Source organism: Promicromonospora sukumoe 327MFSha3.1 (assembly GCF_000385135.1).
Taxonomy (GTDB): Bacteria; Actinomycetota; Actinomycetes; order Actinomycetales; family Cellulomonadaceae; genus Promicromonospora; species Promicromonospora sukumoe_B.
In genome coordinates this window covers 881,384-902,441 of sequence record NZ_ARQM01000010.1, presented here as the reverse complement: position 1 = coordinate 902,441, position 21,058 = coordinate 881,384, and the positions used below count along the sequence as shown (strand labels likewise).

The 21,058-nt window shown below is 72.5% G+C and carries 17 protein-coding genes; 5 read left to right on the top strand and 12 right to left on the bottom strand.

All coding sequences use genetic code 11. The features are described 5' to 3' along the window. Nucleotides 1-88: 88 nt before the first annotated feature. The 7 genes from H291_RS0107745 to kduI form a co-directional block, all read right to left on the bottom strand. Nucleotides 89-1,579: an aldehyde dehydrogenase family protein gene (locus tag H291_RS0107745; protein WP_020014413.1), complete on the bottom strand. Its 1,491-nt coding sequence runs from the start codon at nucleotides 1,577-1,579 to the stop codon at nucleotides 89-91. A gap of 73 nt (nucleotides 1,580-1,652) precedes the next feature. Further along, nucleotides 1,653-2,645 carry an ABC transporter permease gene (locus H291_RS0107740; protein WP_020014412.1) on the bottom strand — a complete coding sequence of 331 codons (993 nt, stop codon included), beginning with the start codon at nucleotides 2,643-2,645 and terminating at the stop codon, nucleotides 1,653-1,655. 2 nt (nucleotides 2,646-2,647) lie between these two features. After that, nucleotides 2,648-4,210 carry a sugar ABC transporter ATP-binding protein gene (locus H291_RS0107735; RefSeq protein WP_020014411.1) on the bottom strand — a complete coding sequence of 521 codons (1,563 nt, stop codon included), beginning with the start codon at nucleotides 4,208-4,210 and terminating at the stop codon, nucleotides 2,648-2,650. Beyond that, nucleotides 4,207-5,145, bottom strand: coding sequence for an ABC transporter permease (locus H291_RS0107730; protein ID WP_033326343.1), 939 nt, complete (start codon nucleotides 5,143-5,145; stop codon nucleotides 4,207-4,209). The genes H291_RS0107735 and H291_RS0107730 overlap by 4 nt, the downstream gene beginning before the upstream one ends. A gap of 80 nt (nucleotides 5,146-5,225) precedes the next feature. Then, nucleotides 5,226-6,311, bottom strand: coding sequence for a sugar ABC transporter substrate-binding protein (locus tag H291_RS0107725; protein WP_020014409.1), 1,086 nt, complete (start codon nucleotides 6,309-6,311; stop codon nucleotides 5,226-5,228). A 61-nt stretch (nucleotides 6,312-6,372) separates the two neighbouring features. Then, nucleotides 6,373-7,131, bottom strand: coding sequence for a 2-dehydro-3-deoxy-D-gluconate 5-dehydrogenase KduD (gene kduD, locus H291_RS0107720; RefSeq protein ID WP_020014408.1), 759 nt, complete (start codon nucleotides 7,129-7,131; stop codon nucleotides 6,373-6,375). Then, nucleotides 7,128-7,946: a 5-dehydro-4-deoxy-D-glucuronate isomerase gene (kduI, locus tag H291_RS0107715; RefSeq protein WP_020014407.1), complete on the bottom strand. Its 819-nt coding sequence runs from the start codon at nucleotides 7,944-7,946 to the stop codon at nucleotides 7,128-7,130. The genes kduD and kduI overlap by 4 nt, the downstream gene beginning before the upstream one ends. Before the next feature lie 213 nt (nucleotides 7,947-8,159). Between kduI and H291_RS0107710 the strand changes: the two genes are divergently transcribed. After that, nucleotides 8,160-8,957: an IclR family transcriptional regulator gene (locus H291_RS0107710; protein WP_020014406.1), complete on the top strand. Its 798-nt coding sequence runs from the start codon at nucleotides 8,160-8,162 to the stop codon at nucleotides 8,955-8,957. 32 nt (nucleotides 8,958-8,989) lie between these two features. Then, on the top strand, nucleotides 8,990-9,514 hold the full coding sequence (locus H291_RS0107705) for a 2'-5' RNA ligase family protein (protein ID WP_020014405.1): 525 nt from the start codon (nucleotides 8,990-8,992) through the stop codon (nucleotides 9,512-9,514). Between the two features lie 53 nt (nucleotides 9,515-9,567). Here the strand turns inward: H291_RS0107705 and H291_RS29085 are convergent, their stop codons facing one another. Together H291_RS29085 and H291_RS0107695 are read right to left on the bottom strand one after the other, a co-directional pair. Next, the gene (locus tag H291_RS29085; protein WP_020014404.1) at nucleotides 9,568-12,390 is read right to left on the bottom strand and encodes a hypothetical protein; all 2,823 of its coding nucleotides are present in this window, start codon (nucleotides 12,388-12,390) and stop codon (nucleotides 9,568-9,570) included. A gap of 188 nt (nucleotides 12,391-12,578) precedes the next feature. Further along, nucleotides 12,579-13,442, bottom strand: a complete 864-nt coding sequence (locus H291_RS0107695) for an oxidoreductase (protein WP_269637103.1) — start codon at nucleotides 13,440-13,442, stop codon at nucleotides 12,579-12,581. A gap of 207 nt (nucleotides 13,443-13,649) precedes the next feature. Between H291_RS0107695 and H291_RS0107690 the strand changes: the two genes are divergently transcribed. Further along, complete coding sequence (locus H291_RS0107690) at nucleotides 13,650-14,516, top strand: LysR family transcriptional regulator (RefSeq protein WP_020014402.1); 867 nt, start codon at nucleotides 13,650-13,652, stop codon at nucleotides 14,514-14,516. Nucleotides 14,517-14,539: 23 nt separating this feature from the next. Here the strand turns inward: H291_RS0107690 and H291_RS0107685 are convergent, their stop codons facing one another. Then, entirely contained in the window at nucleotides 14,540-15,541 is a 1,002-nt protein-coding gene (locus H291_RS0107685; protein WP_020014401.1) for a hypothetical protein, read from the bottom strand. Nucleotides 15,542-15,706: 165 nt separating this feature from the next. On the opposite strand from H291_RS0107685, the gene poxB reads away from it, so the two are divergent. Both poxB and H291_RS0107675 read left to right on the top strand, forming a co-directional pair. Further along, nucleotides 15,707-17,440: a ubiquinone-dependent pyruvate dehydrogenase gene (gene poxB / locus H291_RS0107680; RefSeq protein WP_020014400.1), complete on the top strand. Its 1,734-nt coding sequence runs from the start codon at nucleotides 15,707-15,709 to the stop codon at nucleotides 17,438-17,440. A gap of 117 nt (nucleotides 17,441-17,557) precedes the next feature. Next, nucleotides 17,558-18,748 (top strand): cytochrome P450 family protein, encoded by a 1,191-nt coding sequence (locus H291_RS0107675; RefSeq protein WP_020014399.1) that lies wholly within the window; start codon nucleotides 17,558-17,560, stop codon nucleotides 18,746-18,748. A 53-nt stretch (nucleotides 18,749-18,801) separates the two neighbouring features. Here H291_RS0107675 and H291_RS0107670 read toward each other — a convergent pair whose 3' ends face one another. Continuing rightward, nucleotides 18,802-20,079, bottom strand: a complete 1,278-nt coding sequence (locus tag H291_RS0107670) for a cytochrome P450 (RefSeq protein ID WP_020014398.1) — start codon at nucleotides 20,077-20,079, stop codon at nucleotides 18,802-18,804. A gap of 110 nt (nucleotides 20,080-20,189) precedes the next feature. After that, nucleotides 20,190-20,951 (bottom strand): hypothetical protein, encoded by a 762-nt coding sequence (locus tag H291_RS0107665; protein ID WP_020014397.1) that lies wholly within the window; start codon nucleotides 20,949-20,951, stop codon nucleotides 20,190-20,192. Nucleotides 20,952-21,058: the final 107 nt, after the last annotated feature.

Sequence of the window (21,058 nt, the reverse complement as noted above, 5' to 3'; positions counted from 1 at the left end):
CCCGGAGCTGCACTCCGGTGGTGCGTCTTGCGTTCAGTGCCCCCTGAACATGTGGTGCCCCCTGAGCCTCAGCGCTCTCGGGGCCTGGTCAGCGCAGCTCGGCGATCACCGTCTTGAGCTCCGTGTAGTCGTCCAGGCCGAACGAGCCCAGCTCGCGGCCCCAGCCGGACTGCTTGAAGCCGCCCCGCGGGAGGGTGACGTCGTCGGCGTGCCAGGTGTTGAGCCAGACCGTGCCGGCGCGCAGGCGGCCGCCCACGCGGTGGGCGGTGCCGAGGTCCTTGGACCAGACGCCGGCGGCCAGGCCGTAGACGGTGTTGTTCGCCGCGGCGACGACCTCGTCCTCGGTGTCGAACGGGATGGCGGTGATGACGGGCCCGAAGATCTCGTCGGTCTGCACGGCCATCTGCTCGGTGACGTCGGTGATGAGGGTCGGCGAGAAGAAGTAGCCGCGGTCGGCGGCCGGGTCGGGGCTGCCCGCCGCGATCGTGGCGCCGTCGGCCACCGCGCCGCGCACGTAGCCCATGACCTTCTCGTGCTGCTCCTGCGAGACCAGCGGGCCCATGGTGGTGGCCGGGTCGAACGCGTCGCCCACCTTGATGGCCTTGGCCGCCGCGGCGACGCCCTCGATGACCTGGTCGAACACCTCGCGCTGGACGTACAGGCGCGAGCCGTTGACGCAGCACTGGCCCTCGTTGAAGTAGCCGGCCAGCGCGGCGCCGGCGATCGCGGCGTCCAGGTCGGCGTCGGCGAAGATGATGTTGGGCGCCTTGCCGCCCAGCTCCAGCGACACCTTCTTGAGGTTCCGCGAGGCGCCCGCGGCGATCTTCTTGCCCACCTCGGTGCTGCCGGTGAAGGCAACCTTGTCGACGCCCGCGTGGTCCACCAGGGCGGCACCCGCGTCGCCGAACCCGGGCAGCACGTTGACGACACCGGCCGGGACGCCGGCCTCCAGCAGCAGCTCGCCGAGCCGCAGCGCGGTGAGCGGGGTCTGCTCGGCGGGCTTGAGCACCACGGTGTTGCCCGCGGTGATCGACGGGATGATCTTGAAGGCGGCCATGGTCAGCGGGAAGTTCCACGGCACGATGCCCGCGACGACGCCGATGGCCTCGCGCCGCGTGTACGCGTGGAAGTCGCGGCCCGGCACCGACATCGGGATGGTGGTGCCCTCCATCTTGGTGGCCCACCCGGCGAAGTACCGGAACAGCTCGGCGGCCACGCCGACGTCGCCGCGCGCGGACGCGACGCTCTTTCCGTTGTCGAGCGACTCGAGCTGCGCGAACTCCTCGGCGCGCTCGTCGATCATGTCGCCGATGCGCCACAGCAGGTGGGAGCGGTCGCGCGGCGTCATCCTCGACCACGGCGAACCGTGCTCGAAGGCGTTCCGGGCGGCGGTGACGGCCCGGTCGGCGTCGATCGCGGAGGCCTGGGCCACCTGGACGAGGACCTCCTCGGTCGCGGGATTCACCGTCGCGAAGGTCTGGCCGTCCTTGGCGTCCACCCACTCGCCGTCGATCAGGAGCTGCTTGGGCGAGGAGAGGAACTTCGAGACGGCGGGCAGGAGAAGGGAGTTCTCGGACATGGGGAACCTTCCGTGGTGTCGGGGTCCGGGTATCGGGCGTCGGGATCGGACGGCGGCTGGGTGGTTGCCGGGGCTACTTGATGATCAGCACCTTCGATCGGTCCAGGGTGAGCGCGACGGCGGCGACGATGATCGCCCCGTACAGGATCTGCTCGTAGGCCGACGGGACGCCGACGATCGGCAGCCCCACGCGCAGCAGGGTCACCACGAGCGCCCCGGCGAGGCTGCGCCACAGCGAGCCGTGGCCGCCGGTGATGGCGGTGCCGCCCACCACGATGGCCGCCACCGCGGGGAGCAGCAGGTTGTCCGCCATGGTCGGGCTGCCGCTGAAGTTGCGGGAGACCAGCATGACGGCGGCCAGGCCCGCGCAGGCACCCGAGAGGGTGAACGCGCCGATCTTGACCAGGTCGACGGGCGCGCCGCCCAGGCGGGCGGCGGACTCCGAGTAGCCGGTGGCCCGCACCCAGCTCTCCAGCGGGGTGAGCTTCAGCACGAGGGAGACGACAGCGACGAGCACCAGCGCGACGACGAACGCCATCGGCAGCACGCCCGCGACGTAGAGCGTGAGCCACTTGGTGGAGTCCCGGTCGGACAGCGGGATCGGGCCGGCGTCCGAGATCACCAGGGCGATCGCGGCGAAGATGCTCATGCCGCCGAGGGTGACGATGAACGACGGGATGCGCAGCAGCACGTGGACCACGCCCTGCAGCGCCCCGATCGCGCCGGTCGCCGCGATGATCGCGAGGGTGGTGGCCCCGCCGAGGTCGGGCAGCCACAGCGCGAAGAACACGGTGGCCAGCGAGCAGAGCGCGGCGATCGACAGGTCGATGCCGCCGCACAGGACCACCACGGTGGCGCCGGCCGCGAGCACGATGAGCGGGGCGGCGGTCCGGACCGCCGCCGTGAGGCTGCTCAGGGTGAGGAAGCCGGGGTCGGCGATGGTCAGCGCCGCCAGCAGCACGACGAGCGCGATGACCGGCATGAACGACGTGAGCCGCTGGCCCACGGTGGGCCGGTGGACGACCGGCGCGTCGGGGGCCGGCTGGGCGAGGACGGGGGTGGACATGCTCAGACCATCTCCTTGACGAGGTCGAGCGGGGTGGGCTTGCCCCCCGCGGGGGCCGCGACCTCCTTGGTCGCGCGGCCGTCGCTCATCACGATGATGCGGTCGGACATGCCGATCGCCTCCTCCAGGCTGTCGGCCAGCAGCACGGTGGCCACTCCGCTGTTGGCGAGCTCCCGCATCAGCCGGTAGACCTCCGAGCGCGCCCCGATGTCGAGGCCACGGGTCGGGTGGTCGAGCAGCAGCAGGCGCACGTCGCCGGCCACCAGCCAGCGCGCGAGGACCACCTTCTGCTGGTTGCCGCCCGACAGCCGCTGGATCGCGGTGCCCCGGTGCGGGGTGCGGATCGAGAGCCGCTCGATCCACCCGTCCACGAGCGACGCCTGCTTGCGCGGGCGCACCACGGGCCCGCTGCAGCGGGCCTGCTGCTTGGTCAGGGTCATGTTGTCGGCCACCGACATCGGCCCGACCATGCCCTCGGTCTTGCGCTCGGCCGGCACGTAGCCGACGCCGGCGGCGCAGGCCGCGCGGGTGCCGGACAGCTCCAGCTTCTTGCCGTCGAGCACCACCTCGCCCGCCGTCGTGGGCTCGGCGCCGAAGAGCGCCCGGCACACGTCCTCGCGGCCGGAGCCGTGCACGCCGACGATGCCGACGATCTCCCCGGCGTGCACGTCGAGGTCGACGTCGCGGAAGGTCTTGCCGGACAGGCCGCGCACCTCGAGGCGGGGCCGGCGGGGCTCGTCGGACCGCTCGGCGGCGCTGTCGTGGTAGTGGTCGTCGGCCCCGGTCGAGCCGATCATCATGCGGTGCAGCTCGGCCGGCGCCGCACCCTCGGCGGGCACCTCGCCCACCGACTGGCCGCCGCGCAGCACGGCGACCCGGTCGCAGACGTCGAGCACCTCGTCGAGCCGGTGGGAGACGAAGACGACGGACGCGAACTCGCGCAGCCGGCGCACCTGGGTGAAGAGAGTGTCGATCTCCTTGGACTCCAGCACCGAGGTGGGCTCGTCGAGGATGATCACCGGCGGGTGCGAGGTGCGCTCCTCGATCCGCAGCACCTTGGCGATCTCGACCATCTGCCGGTCGGCGAAGCTCAGGGTGTCGGTGCGCGCGAGCGGGTCGATGTGCGACCCGATCTTGTCGAGCTGCTCCTGCGCGAGCGCGCGCATGGTGCGCCAGCGGTAGACCCCGCGGCGCACGCCCGGGCCCTCGCTGCCGAGCACGATGTTCTCGGCGGCGGTCAGGTTGGGCACCAGCGACTGCTCCTGGAACACCATGCCGATGCCGTGGTCGGCGGCGTCCATGATGCTGCGCAGCCTGACCTTCTCGCCGCGCACCCAGATCTCGCCGGCGTCGGGCCGGACCAGGCCGACCAGCGCCTTGAGCAGCGTGGACTTGCCGGCGCCGTTCTCGCCGGCCAGGCCGAGCACCTCGTGCTGGCGCACGACCAGGTCGACGCCGTCGAGCGCCTTGACGCCCGGGTAGTGCTTGACCAGGCCGCGCACCTCGAGGGCGGCCGGGGACCCCGGCGCGCGCGGCCCGGGGTCGGTCTGCAGGTCGGTTGTCACTTGGTCACCTGGTTCCTACGACGCTGTGGGATGACGGCGGCCGCGACGGCCGCGACGACGATGAGGCCCTGGACCCCGCCCTGCCAGTACGGGCTGACGCCGACCTGGACCAGGCCGTTGGTCAGCACCGTCACGAGCAGCACGCCGACCGTGGACTGCAGGATGCCGCCCCGGCCGCCGATGAGCAGGGTGCCGCCGACGACGGCGGCCGTGATGGCGGAGAAGTCGAAGCCCCGCCCCGCCTGGACCAGGCCGGCGCCGAGCTGGCTGGTGACCATCACGCCGGCCAGCCCGTAGAACGCGCCGGCCATGGTGAAGACCGCCACCTTGTAGGGCGCGACCCGCACGCCGGACAGGGCCAGCACCTCCTCGGCGCCGCCGATCGCGAACGCGTACCGGCCCAGGCGGGTGTAGCGCTGGACCAGCCAGGCCGCGATCACGCAGGCCAGGGCGATCCAGGTGAGCCGGGCCAGCCCGAGGAACCGCTCGACGGCCCAGCCCTCCAGCATCGCGTCGGAGATGTTGGGCTGGACGCCCGCGAACATGAGGGTGGCCACGCCCAGGCCGACGGCGGAGACGCCGAGGGTGGCCATGAACGAGGGCACCTTCAGCACCACCAGCGCGAGCCCACTGAGACAGCCGAGGGCTGCCGCGACGAGCACGGCGACGAGGACGCCGACCAGGCCGAGGTCGTTGTCGTTGCGGTTGTTGGCGACCAGCAGGGCGACCGTGATCGCGGAGGCGCCCATGATGCCGGGCGCGGACAGGTCGATCGACCCCATCATCAGCACGAAGCTGATGCCGCAGGTCACGACCGCGAGGACGGCCGCGGCGTCCAGCACGTTCTGTACGTTCGAGAACGTCCGGAAGCCGGGGCTCATGGCCGCGAAGACACCGAAGAGCACGACGAGCGCGATCGGTGGACCCGCGTCCATGAGGGACACCCCCCGCCGAGGCCGGGGGCGCTGCGCGTGCACGACGTCGGTGTCGGCTTCGGCGGGGGATGTCGTCATGGTCACGACATCGCGCCCTGCGAGCGGCTGAAGAGGTTGTCGCAGGCGAAGTCGGCCTCGTCGGTCTCCGGGGAGACGAAGTCGGCGACGTTGTCCTGCTCGATGAGGAACTGCTCCGCGTACCAGGCGCGGTCCTCGTCGGCGATGTCCTCGGCGGCGAGCTCGCCGGTGGCCACGCAGTAGCCGATGGCCAGGCCGATGCCGCCCTGCCACGGGCCGTCGCTGGAGACGGTGGCGGTCATGGTGCCGTCCTCGATCGCGGTGAGCGCGTCGGGCACGGCGTCGATGCCGACCACGGCGACGTCGTCGCGACCGGCCTGCTGGAGCGCCTCCAGCGCGCCGAGCGCCATGTCGTCGTTGGCGGCCCAGATGCCCTTGATGTCGTCACCGTGCTTGGTGAGCAGCGTCTTGGTCACCTCGAGCGCCTCGGCGCGGGAGAAGTTGGCGGTCTGGTCGTCGAGCAGCTCGACGTCCGGGTTGGCGGCCAGCGACTCCTCGAGCCCGGCGAACCGGTCCTTGGCGGCGCCGGTGTCCAGGATGCCCTGGAGGGCCACGATGCCGCCGGAGCCGCCGATGGCCTCCGACAGCGCGTCGCCGATCTGCTTGCCCGACTCCACGCCGTTGTAGGTGAGGTGGGACAGCCAGTAGTCGTAGTCGGTGACGTTCAGGTCGGCCGGCTTGTTCCACTGGGTGACGAGGTAGGCGCCCGCCGCCTCGGCACCCTCGACGATGGGCGGGGTGTCCGAGTCGCCGTTGGGCAGGATGTTCATGACCAGGCAGTCGGTGTCGCCGGCGAGGAGCTGGCTGATCTGCTCCTGCTGGCGGGTCGAGTCGCCGTCGTACGTGAGCCGCTCCTGCGTGAGGCCGACCTGCTCGGCGAAGGCGTCGCCGCCGTCGAGCCACGAGGCCTCGTAGGGGTTGGACTCGTTGCGGACCTGACCCACGAGGGTCACGTCCTCGGGGGCGCAGCCTTCGGCCGCGGCGGTCTCGCCGCCGCCTCCGGCAGCGGTTTCGGTACAGCCCGTGAGCGCGGCGGCCACCAGGGTGACGCCGACGACGGCGGCCGTGTGTCGAGAGGTGAACTTCATTGTCTATCCTCGATTTCGTTCGGTGCCGGGGTCCGGCTCTGTGATGCGGAACTGCTGTGGGTCAACGCGCCAGCCAGCCGCCGTCCACGGCCAGCACGTGGCCGTTGACGTAGTCGGCGGCGGGCGAGCTGAGGAAGACGGCCGCTCCGGCGATGTCCTCGGCGGTACCCCAGCGGCCGGCCGGGATGCGTTCGAGGATGGAGCGGGAGCGGTCCGCGTCCTCGCGGAGCGCCGTGGTGTTGTCGGTGACCATGTAGCCCGGGGCGATGGCGTTGACCTGGACGCCGTGCGGCCCCCACTCGTTGGCCAGCGCCTTGGTCACCCCGGCGACGCCGTGCTTGCTCGCGGCGTACGACACCACCCGCAGGCCGCCCTGGAAGGACAGCAGGCTGGCGATGCTGACGACCTTGCCGTGGCCACGTTCGACCATCGGCCGGCCGAGCTGCTGGGTGAGGAAGAAGAGCCCGTTCAGGTTGACGTCGAGCACCCGCTGCCAGGCCTCGCGGCCCACGTCCACGGAGTCCTCGCGGTCGATGACGCCGGCGTTGTTGACCAGGACGTCGATCTGTCGCGAGCCGGCCAGCTCCGTGCCGACCCGCTCGACGGCGTCCAGGTCGCTCACGTCCAGGTCGACGACGTCGGCCTTGCCGCCCTGCGCGAGCACCAGGTCACGCGTGGCGTCCTGGTTGCCGGGCCGGCCGATCAGCACGACGTCGGCCCCCGCGCGGGACAGCCCGAGCGCGACCGCCTGGCCGAGGCCGCGGCCCGCGCCGGTCACCGCGGCGCACCGGCCGGTCAGGTCGAAGGGCGAGGTCGTCACAGGTCGTCCACCGCCACGGGGCTGAGGTCGGTGTAGACGTTGTTCTCGCCGGCCATGGCCCAGATGAACGCGTACGAGCCCGTGCCGGCCCCGGCGTGGATGGACCACGGCGGGGAGATGACGGCCTCGCGGTTGCGGAGCACCAGGTGGCGGGTCTCGCCGGGCTTGCCCATGAAGTGGAAGACGCGGTCGCTCTCGTCGAGGTCGACGTAGCAGTAGATCTCGGTGCGGCGGTCGTGCAGGTGCGGCGGGAACGTGTTCCACACCGAGCCGCCGGCGATGACCGTGACCCCGAACTGGAGCTGGGCGGACTTGACGTCCTGACCCCAGACGTACCGGAAGAGGTTGCGCTCGTTGGCCGCCTCGGCCGAGCCGAGCGCGACCGGCTCCACCTCGCTGTGGCGCAGCGCCTGGGTCGGGTAGGCGGTGTGCGCCGGCGCGGACACGAAGTAGTAGGCGGCGTCGGCGCCGACGAAGGTGACCTCGCTCCCCCGGCCGACGAACAGGCCGTCGAGGTGCTCCAGCTCGAACTTCTCGCCGTCGACGACGACGTGGCCCGCGCCGCCCACGTTGATGACGCCGAGCTCGCGGCCCTCGAGGTGGCTGTCGGTGCCGAGCACGTCGGTCCAGGCCGGGAGGCCGACCTCGCCGTCGGCCGGGACGGCCCCGCCGACGAGCAGCCGGTCGTCGTGGGTGTACGTGCCCCGGACCTCGCCGCTGACGAAGAGGTCCCCGACGAGGAAGCTCTCCCGCAGGTCCGCGGTGGTTGCCGTCTCCGCGCTGCCGGGAGATGTGGAGTATCGAACCTGGATCACGTAGCTGCCCCTCGGTCGGTCTGGCGAATCGCGTTCGTCTGTGAACTGCGTTCGTCTATGTGAACTGGTCCGAAGATAGACGTGACCCGGGCCACGGGTCAAGGGCCGGAACCCTGTCCATGTATGCGAACTCGCGGTACTGTCGTATTCACCCCCGGGGTCAGTTGCCCGGGTGCCCACGGAGAGACCCGGCAGGACCAGAGGAGAGCGTTGATGCAGCTGCAGAAGGAGTTCCAGACGACCGGCACCACGGAGACCGGTCCGGTCAAGTCGGCGGCGCGCGCCCTGGACCTGCTCGACGACATCGCCGCGAACGGCCCCGGAACCCAGCTGCAGCTCTCGACGCGCCTCAGCATCCCCAAGAGCAGCCTGCACGCGCTGCTGCGCACCATGACCGACCGGGGCTGGCTGCAGACCGACCCGACCGGCACCGTCTACCAGCTGGGCATCCACTCCCTCGTGGTCAGCTCCGCCTACCTCGACGGCGACCCCGTGCTGGCCCGCGCCACGGCCGTGCTCGACGAGGTGGCCGCCGCCACGCAGGAGACGGTGCACCTGGGCCGCCTCGACGGCGCCGACGTCATCTACACGGCCAAGCGCGAGTCGGTGCACCCGCTGCGCATGCACTCCGCCGTCGGGCGCCGGCTCCCGGCGTACGCCACGTCGCTGGGGCGCGCCCTGCTCGCCGAGATGCCGGCCGAGTCCCGGGGCGACCTGGTGCCCGAGTCGATCGCCGCGATCACGCCGAACACCACCACCGACAAGGACGCCGTGCTGGAGATCATCGACCGCGCGGCCTACCAGGGCTACGCGACCGAGAGCGAGGAGTCGTGCATGGGCGTGCGCTGCTTCGGCGTGGCGCTCCCGTTCAGCAACCACGCCGTGGACGCCATGAGCGTCGCGGTGCCGATCAGCCGTCTCGGCGACGGACGGGAGGACCTCATCATCGAGACCCTGCTCAGCGTCCGGTCCCGGCTGGCGGCGGTGCAGGGCAACAGCATGGTGCGCTGAGCGGGTGCGGAGCGCGGGCCTAGGCTGACCTCGTGGCGCTGGCGATCTGCCTGCTGTTCGACAGGCCGACCGAGCGGGTCCTGCGACGGCTGTGGCAGCGGCTCGAGGACCAGGGCGTGCCCACCCTCGCCACGCACACCCACCGCCGGCACCTGCCGCACCTGTCCCTGGCGGTGCTGCGCTCCTGGGACCTGGACAAGGTGCGCGCCGCCGTCGAGGCCCTGCCCGACGCCGGGCCGACGCCGGTGCGGTTCGACGCCGTCGCCGCGTTCCGGCGCGGCCGGATGAGCCTCGTCCCGGCGGTCACGAGCGTGCTCGCGGCGCGCCAGGAGCGGGTGGTCGAAGCGCTGGGAGCCTCCGACGAGGAGCTGCACAAGCACTACGTGCCCGGCGTCTGGACGCCGCACGTCACCGTGGCGACGCGCGCCCGGCTGGAGCAGACGCCGCTGGTGCTGGAGGCGGTCTACGAGATCGTCCCGCTGACGGGCACGCTGAACCGGGCCGCCCTGGTCGACGCGGGCACGGGCCTCGCGTACCCGCTGAGCAACGTCCCCTGATGCTCAGGACAATTGAGATCGGTCGGTTCGTCGTCCTTGTCAGAACACCCCTGTCACGACCGCCCCGGGGTCAGGACGTCGACGCCGTCCAGGGTGAACGTGCCGCTGACCACCCGGACCGTGACCGTGTGCTGCCGGTTGCCCAGGCCGCGCAGCCAGTACGACGTCTCGCGCGTGCCCACCGGCCCGACCTGCACGGTCCGCGGGGCGGCGCCGTCGACGCTCACCTCCAGGGTCGCGGCGGCCGTCGCGCCGAACAGGTTGATCCCGGTGCCCCGGAACGGCACGGTCACCGACCGGCTCGCCGCGAGCACGTGCTGCGTGCGGTTGAAGTGGGCGTAGCCCGCCTGCGTGAAGGTGAACCCGTCCGGGTAGGTCAGACGCGGGTCGGCGTCGTCGATCTTCTCCGAGGCCCAGGCCTGGCCCCGCACCGGGGTGACCGCCAGGTTGTCGTACTGCGTGTTGTAGAACCCGCTGGTCAGGGCGATGCGGCCGGCCAGCACCGGGTTCGCGGACGTGTCCGTGTACCGGGTCAGGCGCACGCCGTCGAGCGTCGCGGTGACGACGTTCTCGCGCGCCTCGACCGCGAGCCTGTGCCACGCGCCGCCGTCGAACCCGGCCACCGCGCCGGAGGCCACGACCTGGTCGAGCTTGCGGAGCTGCCAGCGGCCGTCCTCGTGCACGCGGACGGCGTAGGTGGCCTGGTCGCCGCCGCGCGCGTACGTCTGCCGCACGCCGAGGCCGGCGAAGTTCTCCAGGCTCGCGTCGCGGTCCACGTCGTCGAGCCGGAAGTCCACGGCCGCGGTGTAGTCGGCCCACCGGTGGTCGCCGAGCACGGTCGACGGCGACGCCGTCTGCAGCACGTCCTGCCGCCCGTTGCCCCACACGTTCCAGGTGAACCCGCGGTTGCCCGCGTTGATCTGCTGCTGGAGCACGTGGCCACGCTTCCGGTCACCGCGGACCACCTCGAAGGCGCCGTCCTGGTCCGCCGTGTAGCGCGGCGTGCCGCCGCGGCGCTCCAGATAGGTCATCCGCTCGCCGCCGACCCGGGTGACCGGGTACTCGTCGTACTCGAAGTCGTCGCGGTACGGCAGCGGGAGGATCGTGTCGGCCGTGTCGGGCGCGAGCTCCCCCGGCACGTACTCGTCCGTGGTGCCGGACACGCCGTGCGCGAGCGTCGACAGCGTCAGGATCGAGTAGGCCGGCACCTTGACGCGGTAGACGGCGTGCTCGACGCCGTCGATCGTCTCCGTGCGGACCGGCTCGTAGACGCCCGTGTTCTGGAAGTAGTTCGCGTCGTACGCCTGGCCGGCGTCCGGCCCGCGCGTCTCCCACGCGTACAGCGGCCGGTCGGCCGGACCCAGGTCGGCCACCTTGACCTCGAAGTACCGGTCCGTGCGGGTGTTGTTCGCGTGCACCTGCGACCACTGGGTCTCGCCGTCGGCACTGCCGCCGCCGTCGGCACTGCCCTCGCCGTCGGCGGACGCAGGTGTGCGGGCCGTGAGCACGGTGCGGGTCGAGCTGTCGACGTTGGTGCCGCCGTCGCCCTTGGTGCCGTCGCCGCCCGTGGCGCCCTCGACGTACTCCCAGCCCTCGCCGACGAACTGGTGGAAGTGCCGCACGGCGACCAGGCCGACGTCGCCCTCCCAGTAGCCCGACCACGGGTCGGAGGCGCGGACCAGGTGCTTCGGCGAGTACTGCGTGCCCTCGTACATGGCGCTGACCGCGGGCTGGAACAGGAACGTGGTCATGTGCGCGGGGTCGGCGCCCGCGCCGCTCCAGCGGTAGGCGTTGATGAACCGGTCCGCGATGTCGGCAGCCGAGACCGTGCCCCCGACGCCGCCCCGGGACGGGTCCGCGGCGAGGCGGTACTGCGGGTCGATCATGGGGGCCACGCCCTCGGAGTACAGGATCTCCTTGCCGAACTCCTTGTTCAGCCGGGTCACGTTGGGGCCGCCCACGATGTCGTAGTGGTAGCCGAGGGCGTCGATCTGTTCCAGGGCCGCCGGGTCGGCCAGGATGCGGGCGGCGACGGCGTCGCCCTCGCGGTACGAGTCCAGCGCCACGATCTTGATCTTCGAGTAGTCGTAGCGGGCGTCCGGCGCGGCGGCGTCCCGCTCCAGCCACTGCGCGAACTGGACCGTCCACGCCAGCTCGGACGCCTGGTACGTGCTGCCCCGGACCTCGTTCTGCGACGGGCTCATCCAGTCGAACTCGACGCCGAAGGTGTCGTACGCGGCGTCGATCGTCTCCTTGTACCACTGGTACCGCTTCACGGGGTCGTTCCCGGTCCAGGACGGCTCGCCCCAGCGCAGCGCCTCGGTCTCGATGTCCGGGTTGATCGACAGCGCGTCGGCGATGAAGTGGAAGCCCGCCCCGCGCAGCACGTTCGCGGGCTCGTCGGCGCTGCGCTTCGTGGCCGGCTCCGCGCCCGACGACGAGTTGCTGTCCGCGCCGAGCTCCACCTTGATGTGCTTGAGCCCCGCGCCCGTCTCGGGGTCGAAGAGCATCCGCATGATGCGCCAGTACGCCTCGGGCTGCTCCTCCTTGTAGTCGAGCAGCAGGTTGGAGGTGTTGTTGCAGGACACCGACCCGAACCCGCCGAACGTGTTGAACGCGGTCCCGTCGGCGCCGCGCTGCACGTCGTCGCCGTCGACCAGGAGCTCGCGCCAGTCGATGCTCGGGTCGTCCAGCCGGAGCACCGGCAGGGCCGGCTGGGAACCTGTGGTCGACGACGACGACGTCGCGGTCACGTCGCGCGGTGCGCTCGCGCTCGCGCTGGGGGCCAGGAGGCCGCCCGCGGCGAGGACGAGGACCGCGGCGACCGCGGTGCTCCTGGTGGTGAACCTGGCCGTGCGGCGGTGGGGTCGTGGCATGGGGCACTCTCCGTCGTCGTTGACTGGACCGGGCACACGGGGCGACGATCAGCGATGATCGTTCATGATCGCTTTGCGCGACCACTCCCCGCTCTGCTGAGGCCGAACGTAGGCCGGAGCGCCCGGCGAGGTCAACATTCTGATCGATAGTGATCGAATGCCGAAGGGCACCCCGCCGGGCACTGTCGCTACCGCCCGATCCCGTCCAGCTCGGCGAGGTCGTCCGCGCCGAGCTCCACGCCCGCACCGGCCACGTTCTCCCGGAGGTGCGCGACCGACGACGTGCCCGGGATCAGCAGCACGTTGGGGGACCGTCGGAGCAGCCACGCCAGCGCCACCGCGATCGTCGTCGTGCCCAGCCGGGCGGCGACGGCGGACAGCGCCTCGGACTGCAGCGGACTGAACCCGCCGAGCGGGAACCAGGGCACATAGGCGATGCTGTCGGCGGCGAGCCGGTCGATCAGCTCGTCGTCGTCACGGTGGGCGAGGTTGTACATGTTCTGCACGCTCACCACCGGTGCGATGCTCCGGGCCTCCGCGACCTGACGCGCGGTCACGTTGCTCAGGCCCAGTTGCCGGACCAGCCCTTCCTGCTGGAGCGCGGCCATCGTCTCGAAAGCCTCCGCGAGCGAGCCCTCCCTGCGGCCCGACCCGTCGCCGAGGCGCAGGTGGACCAGGTCCAGCGCGTCGAGGCCGAGGGTCTCCAGGTCGTCGTCGATCTGCCGCCGCAGCTGGTCGGGCCGGCGCTCGACGGGCCAGCCACCCTGTTCGTCGCGAGAGGCGCCGGCCTTCGTGACGACGTGCAGCGTGTCGGGATAAGGGTGCAGGGCCTCACGGATGAGCTCGTTCGTGACTCGTGGCCCGTAGGCGCCGGCGGTGTCGAGGTGCGTGATGCCCAGGTCGACGGCCTCGCGCAGCACGGCGAGGGCGCCGTCCCGGTCGGCAGGGGGACCCAGCACCCCGGGACCGGCAAGCTGCATGGCGCCGTAGCCGAAGCGGGTGACGGTCAGGTCGCCCAGGGTCCAGGTGCCGCCGGGCAGGGTGGGAGCGATGGTGCTCAAGGTCGTGGCCTCTCGTCGGTGGAGGTCGCGGACGACGGCGGGTGCCCGGCCGTCCGGCCTCCGACGTCGATCGTGCGACCGCCGTCGCGGCGACGTCCAAGACCGGTTCGATCAGGGCTGATACCCCACCGGTATCACCGATCCCGTGACGCCCGATGCCGTGGCGGCCGATGCTGCCGCGCCCGATACCGTGGACCGATGGACGGACTGGAGACCCGCGAGCTGAGGTACTTCGTCGCGGTGGCGGAGGAGCTGCACTTCGGCCGGGCCGCGGAACGCCTGAACATGGCCCAACCGCCGTTGTCACGGGCCGTCCAGCAGCTCGAGCGACGCCTCGGCGTCGTACTCCTGGACCGGGACCGCCGGGGTGTCTCGCTCACGGCCGCCGGGTCGGCCATGCTGACCGAGGCGCGGCTCGCCCTCGACGCGGTGGACGCCGTCGTCCGCCGGACCCGGCGCGCGGCGGCGCCGGAGCCTGGGCTCGTCCTGACCACGAAGGCGGGCTCGTCGCACGAGCTGCTCAAGCGGCTGCTCGACTCGTACGCGGCGCGGCCGGGTGCCGTGGAGGTGGACGTGCTGCTCTGCGAGATCGGCGGGCAGGGTCAGCTCCTGCGCAACGGCAGCGCGGACGTCGCGATCGTGCACGCCCCGTTCGACGTGCTGACGGGCCTGGACACCGTGGAGATCGTGACCGAGGGCCAGGTGGCGATCGTGCCCGCCGCGCACCCGCTCGCGCAGCGCGCCAGCCTGACCATGGCCGAGGTGAGCGACGTACCCGGCCTGCCGATCGCGCGCTGGCCGCAGCACGACGGCACCTACCCGCCCGGCCCCGGGCCCGAGGTCCGCAGCCAGTCCCAGCTCGCGCAGCTCGTCGCCCTCGGTCGCACGCTGCTGGTCATCCCGGGCTCCAGCCGGGCCTGGCAGTGGCCCGAGCACGTGGCGGTGCCCGTCGTCGACGCACCCGACGTGACGACGCTGCTCGCCTGGCCGGCGGGTGTCCGGTCGGCGGCGCTGGACGACCTCGTGGAGACCGCGACGCGGCTGGCCGCGAGCGCGATGTCCTGACCGGGCTCCCGTCCGCGAGCGTCTCAGCAGCTCCCGTGCAGCTCGTCGTCCCACCAGCCGAGCACCCGCGCCGCGTGGAACGTGAGCCACTTCGACGGCTGCCCCGCGTCGACGTCGACCTCGAACCACACCCGGCCGGGGTGGCGCCGGCCCTGCAGCCAGGTGCCGTCCGGCTGCCGCTGCGAGCGCACCAGCTCGACGGCCTCGGCCACGCGCGGGTCGGGCGGCGTGTCGCGCAGCAGCGAGGCCGCGCGGAAGTAGTCGGTGGCGGTGAGCACGTCGTAGAACGCGCGGAACGGGTAGGCGAGGCGGAACACCCAGTCGGCGAGGGGCTCGCCGGTGGTCAGCCGGTGGATGAGGTGCCGCTCCAGCAGGTACTCCTCGGCCCGCCGCTGCGCCTCGCGGACGGCGTCCGTGCCGCCGGTCGCCTCCTCGTGGGCGAGCAGGCCCTTGAGCGAGTTGAGCGTGGACCGCACCGAGGCGCGCGTCGAGCCCTCGACCCACTCGCAGTTCCAGCCGCCCTCGGCCATCTGGTGGGCGACGAACCAGTCGGCGACGCCCGCGACGTCCGCCCCGAGCCAGAGGCCGTTGGCGAGCGTGAACCCGTTGATGCAGGCGTCGACCTCGCCGCCCCAGTAGGGCAGGTCGTCGTACTCCCACCGGGCGTTGGCGGCGATCAGGGCGGCGGTGTCCCGCTCGCGGAGCACCGCGGGGTCCAGGCCCCACTCGCGCAGGGTGTTGAGCGACCACGTGGTGGCGGTCCACGGCTGCCCCGCGCCGGGCTGCGCCTCCGGGCCGTCGAAGTCGAAGCCCGCCGGGAAGAACGCACCGCCGGCCCAGGTGCCGGCCTCGTCCTGCAGCGCGAGCAGGCGGGCCCCGAACCCCTCGGTCGCGATGCGGGCCCGCGTGGCCTGCCAGACGTCGGCGGGCGCGCGCAGCAGGTCCTTCTCTACCTGCCAGCGCAGGGCCGGGTCGCTGTCGAGCAGCCACGCCGCCACGTCGTCGGACACGGGTACGGAGGCCATACGCCCGAGCGTAGGACGCACGGCCCGCCCGTTCCACGCAAGTGGCGGGTGACCCACCGCCCGGCGTTGCGACGCGATGGGCCGCGGCATACGTTCGACGGGACCTGCTGACCCGGGAGGCACCGCCCGAGCAGCGCGAACGCCGATCGGCCAGGGGGCGCACCCATGACGAACGTTGCCGAGACCATCGTCGAGATCATCGAGGACGCGGGGGTCGAGCGGGTCTACGGCCTGCCGGGTGACTCGCTGAACGGGTTCACCGACGCGATCCGCCGCACCGACAAGGTGGCCTGGCAGCACGTGCGGCACGAGGAGGCGGCGGCGTTCGCGGCGGCGGCCGAGGCCGCGCTGACCGGGGAGCTGACCGTGTGCGCGGGTAGCTGCGGGCCCGGCAACCTGCACCTGGTCAACGGCCTGTACGACGCCAACCGGAGCCGGGTGCCGGTGCTCGCGATCGCCGCGCACATCCCGGCGACCGAGATCGGCAGCACGTACTTCCAGGAGACCCACCCGCAGGAGCTGTTCCGCGAGTGCAGCGTCTACACCGAGCTGGTGAGCCTGCCCGAGCAGCTCCCCCGCGTGCTCGAGATCGCGATGCGCACCGCCGTCGAGAAGCGCGGCGTCGCCGTCGTCGTCGTGCCGGGCGAGATCTTCCTGGCCGACAACGTGGGCCGCAAGAAGTCCGCGCCGATCCGGGCCACGCAGCCCGTGATGCGCCCCGGCGAGCACGAGCTCGGGATCGCGGCGCAGATCCTGAACGAGGCCAAGCGGGTGACCATCCTGGGCGGCGCCGGCACCGAGGGCGCCCACCGGCAGGTGCTGCAGATCGCCGAGAAGCTCAAGGCGCCGATCGTGCACGCGATGCGCGGCAAGGAGTTCCTGGAGTACGACAACCCGTACGACGTCGGCATGACGGGCCTGCTCGGCTTCGCCTCCGGCTACCGCGCCATGGAGAGCTGCGACGCGCTGCTCATGCTCGGCACCGACTTCCCGTACCCGCAGTTCTACCCGTCCAAGGCGCAGGTGGTGCAGGTCGACGTGCGCGGCGAGCAGCTCGGCCGGCGCACGCCGATCGACCTGGGCCTGGTGGGCGACGTCGGCGACACCATCGAGGCCCTGCTGCCGCGGCTGGACGACAAGAGCAGCCGCCGGCACCTCGACTCCTCGATCAAGCACTACACGCGGGCCCGCAAGAGCCTCGACGAGCTGGCCGACAACGACCGCAACCGCGAGCCGATCCACCCGCAGTACGTCGCGCGGCTGGTCAGCGAGCTGGCGAGCGACGACGCCGTGTTCATCCCCGACGTCGGCTCCCCCGTCGTGTGGGCCGCGCGCTACCTGACGATGAACGGCCGGCGTCGGCTCATCGGCTCGTTCAACCACGGCACGATGGCCAACGCGCTGCCGCACGCCATCGGCGCCCAGTCCGCGTTCCCGGACCGGCAGGTGGTCGCGCTGGCGGGCGACGGCGGCCTCGGCATGCTGCTGGGCGAGCTGCTCACCCTGCGGCAGAACAAGCTGCCCGTGAAGGTCGTGGTGTTCAACAACTCGTCGCTGAACTTCGTCGAGGTCGAGATGAAGGCCGCGGGGTTCGTGAACTACGGCACCGAGCTCGACAACCCGAACTTCGCCGACGTCGCGAACGCGATGGGCATCCACGGCCGCCGGGTGGAGCAGCCCGACGACCTGGAGGGCGCCCTGCGCGAGGCGTTCGAGCACGACGGCCCGGCGCTGGTCGACGTCGTCACGGCGCGCCAGGAGCTGTCCGTCCCGCCGGCGGTCAACGCCCAGCAGGTCAAGGGCTTCACGCTCTACGCGATCCGCACCATCATGTCGGGGCGCGGCGACGAGCTGGTCGACCTCGCGGACACGAACGTGTTCCGCCGTCTTTTCGACTGACGAAGCATCACCTCCCCGCATCACCCGCTCGGATATGGACAAAGCGGGCATCACGACAAAGACTGGGCCACTGACTGGTCCCGCAACAGGTCGTTTGTTTCGTCGTGAGGAGTGCTCGTGGAGACGCTGGTCCTGGATGCCACCGGCAGGGCGCCGCTGGAAGAGGTAGCGCGGCTGCGGGAGCGGGGACCCGTCACCCGGGTCGCGCTGCCCGGCGGGGTGGAGGCGTTGGCCGTGACCGACCTGGCCCTGCTGCGCCCGATGCTCGTGGACCCCAGAATCTCCAAGGACGCCCGGCAGCACTGGGTGGCGCTGCTCGACGGCGACATCACGCCGCAGTGGCCGCTGTACACGTGGGTGACCGGCCGGTCGATGTTCAACGCGTACGGCACCGAGCACCGCGCCATGCGCAGGGTGGCGGCGCGGTCGTTCACGGCGCGCCGGACCCGAGCGATGGAGCCGCGCGTCGCGGCGGCCACCACCGCGGCGCTGGAGGCCCTGGCCGACGCCGGCAAGGGCGGCGCCGAGGTGGACCTGCGCGAGATCTTCGCCGCGACGATCCCGGTCGAGGTGATCTGCGACCTGCTCGGCGTGCCGGACGACCAGCGCGCGGACATGCGCCGGTGCGCGGACACCCTGATCAACACCGGGGCGTCGCGCGAGGCCCAGGGCGCCGCCCAGCTCGAGCTGCGCTCCATGCTGGCGGCGCTCGTCCACGACAAGCGGGAGCGGCCGGGCGAGGACCTGATCAGCACGGTCGCGGCCGAGCTGCCCGACGACGAGGCCGTCTCGACCGCGAACCTCATGCTCGTGGCCGGCCACGAGACCACCGTGAACCTGCTGGCTTCCGCCATCGAGCTGCTGCTGACCCACCCGGACGTGCTGGCCGCCGTCCGCTCGGGCGAGGTGACCTGGTCGGCCGTGGTCGACGAGACGCTGCGCGTGGCGCCCCCGGTGATCTACATCCCGCTGCGGTTCGCGGTCGAGGACCTCGAGCTCGGCGGCGTGCCGATCGCCAAGGGCGACCCGATCATCGCCGTGTTCGGCGCCCCGGGGCGCGACGCGGCCGTGCACGCCGAGCCCGCGGTCTTCGACCCGGCGCGGGCCGACCACACGCACCTCGCCTTCGGCGCCGGCGCGCACCACTGCGTGGGCGAGCCGCTGGCCCGGCTGGAGGCCGAGACCGCCCTGCGCGCGCTCTTCGAGCGCTTCCCCGGCCTGCGGCTCGTCGAGCCCGACGGCGACCACGGGCAGGTGCCCGGGTTCGTCGCCAACGGGCCGGTGCGGCTGCCCGCGGTGCTGGGCTAGCTAGCCGCGCCCGGGCCGCCGGCCGCGGGGTCAGTGCCTGCCGCGGGATCCCCTCAGCGGAACGCCCCGCGGTCGGTGGCCCGCTGCCAGGTCACCGGGAGCTTCTCCGCGTGCCGCACCCACGGCGAGGCCGCCGCGGGCAGGCTGCTCTCGGGCACGGTGAGCTGCACGTCCCGGTGCCGCAGCAGGTGGTCGACGGCGGTCCGGGCGATCAGCCGGGCCAGCCGCGGCGCCGGGCAGGCGTGCGGACCGGTGCCCCAGGACAGGTGGGAGCGGTTGTCCACCTCGTCCCACAGGTCGTCGGTGTGCACGGCGGGGTCGGCGTTCGCCGCGGCGATCGCCAGCACCAGCGCGTCGCCCTTGCGGATCGAGCGCCCGCCCAGCTGCACGTCGTTGCGGGCGTAGCGCAGCGCCGGGGACTGGGCGATGGGCGAGCGGCGCCACAGCACCTGGTCGAGCGTGCCGTCCAGCGTGAGCCGGCCGCCCGACATCCGGGCCGACAGCTCCCGGTCCGCCAGGAGCTGGTGCAGCGTCTGGGTGATCCAGGCCGTCAGGAAGATCGCCGCCGCGCTCACGGGCACGATCGCGCTGGTGGCGATCTCGCCGTCGTGCGCGAAGTTGGGGTGGCCGACCAGGTGCCCGATGAGGTCCTGCCCGCCGTCCTGCCGGCGCTGGCCGATGTGCTCCATGACGATCGCGGCCGTGGACGCCTGGGCCTTGGCGACCTGCTCGCCGTCGCCGCTGACCACGGCGGCGGAGTCGGCCATGAGCCGCGCCCCCGTCTCCAGGTCGAACCCGAGCGTCGTGGTCATCGCGAGGAACCCGACGGGCCGGCTGTACACCTTCACGAGGTCGCCGCTCCCGGAGTCGCCCATCCGCTCGATGACGCGCTCGCACATGTACCGCGTCTGGTCCCGCACGGCGCGCTCGTCGAGCGCGGCCAGCGCGTCGTCGAGCGGCGCGCGCAGCCGCTCGCGCTCGGGGCCGTCGTGGTAGAACGACGTCGGGCGCGGCGCGGGCGGGGCGAACGTGCCGATCGCGGTGCCGGCGGGCAGCAGGTTCTCGCGGTTCCAGCGCCAGTTCGCCGCGTTCCGGCTGTAGTCCACCTCGGAGCGCATCACGTGACAGTTCTCCGCGTGCCCCAGCACCAGCCAGGCCGGGACCACGACGTCGTCCTTGCGCTCGATCTCGACCGGCGCCACCTCCCCCCACTGCGCGCGCAGGCGCGCGTAGTGCGCCTGCGGGTCGGGGCTGCTGGTGATCTCCGTGAGCGACGTCAGCCCCCTGTGCTCCTCCAGCGTGGCGACGTGGCGGGCGGTCTGCGGATTCATGGGGGTCATCCGACCATGACCGTCGGGTGGTGCGGAAGGGCCGGCATTTCTCATCTCGAACACTTTCATCTCCTGGGGCCGGAGGCGGAGCGTGCTGGCGTTCCTGCTGGTCAGGGGCTTTGTGGTACAGCGAGTTCGGCGCCGTCGCGTACCGCGAGCGCCAGCGTGTCCCACGGGTCGAGACGGGATCCGGCCGCGCGGCCGTCGGCCAGGCCGTCGTCACCGAGCGCGTCGCGGACGGCGGCCTCGACCGCGGCGAGCTCGGCGGCGTCGTCCGGGTCGGGGACCTGGCCGAGGTCCGCGAAGGCGCGCTCCGCGAGGCCGAGCAGGCGGGCGGCGCGGGGCAGGTCGCCGTCGGCCACGGCCAGGGCGGCGGCCCCGACGTAGGCGTAGGGGACGAAGTCCCGGTAGTCCCCGGCGACGATGCGGGCGCGGCTGGTCGCGAACCGCTCGCGCGCCGCCGTCCGCTCGCCGAGGCCCAGCTCGGTGAAGGCGAGGTTGTGCAGCTCGGAGGTGACGGTGTCGGCGTTGCCGAGGGCCTCGTTGAGCTCGATGCTCTCCTGGTAGAGCACGCGGGCGCGGGGCAGGTCGCCCGCCATGCGGGTCACGCCGGCCAGGACGTGCCGCGGGCGCTCCTCCAGGGCGCGGTCACCGGTCTTGATCGCGGCGGCCAGCGCGGCCGACGCGATCCGCGCCGCCTCGTCGAGGTCGCCGGCGCGGATCGCGAGCCGGGACCTCATGTACAGCGCCTCGACGAGGGCGGGCTGGTCGTCGGCCGCGCGGGCCCGCTCGGTCTCGTCGCGGGCCAGGCGCGCGACGGCGTCGTCGTCCCCGCGCCGGAACGCGGCGCGTGCAGTCTCGCTGAACGTCATGGGTAGGGCCTCCTCGTGACAGAGGGGAGCCTAGCGGGGCGGGCCGGCCGGGCGGGCGCGGCCCCCTCGCTTTCGAGGCCTAAGTTTCTCGTCTTTGGAGACGTCCA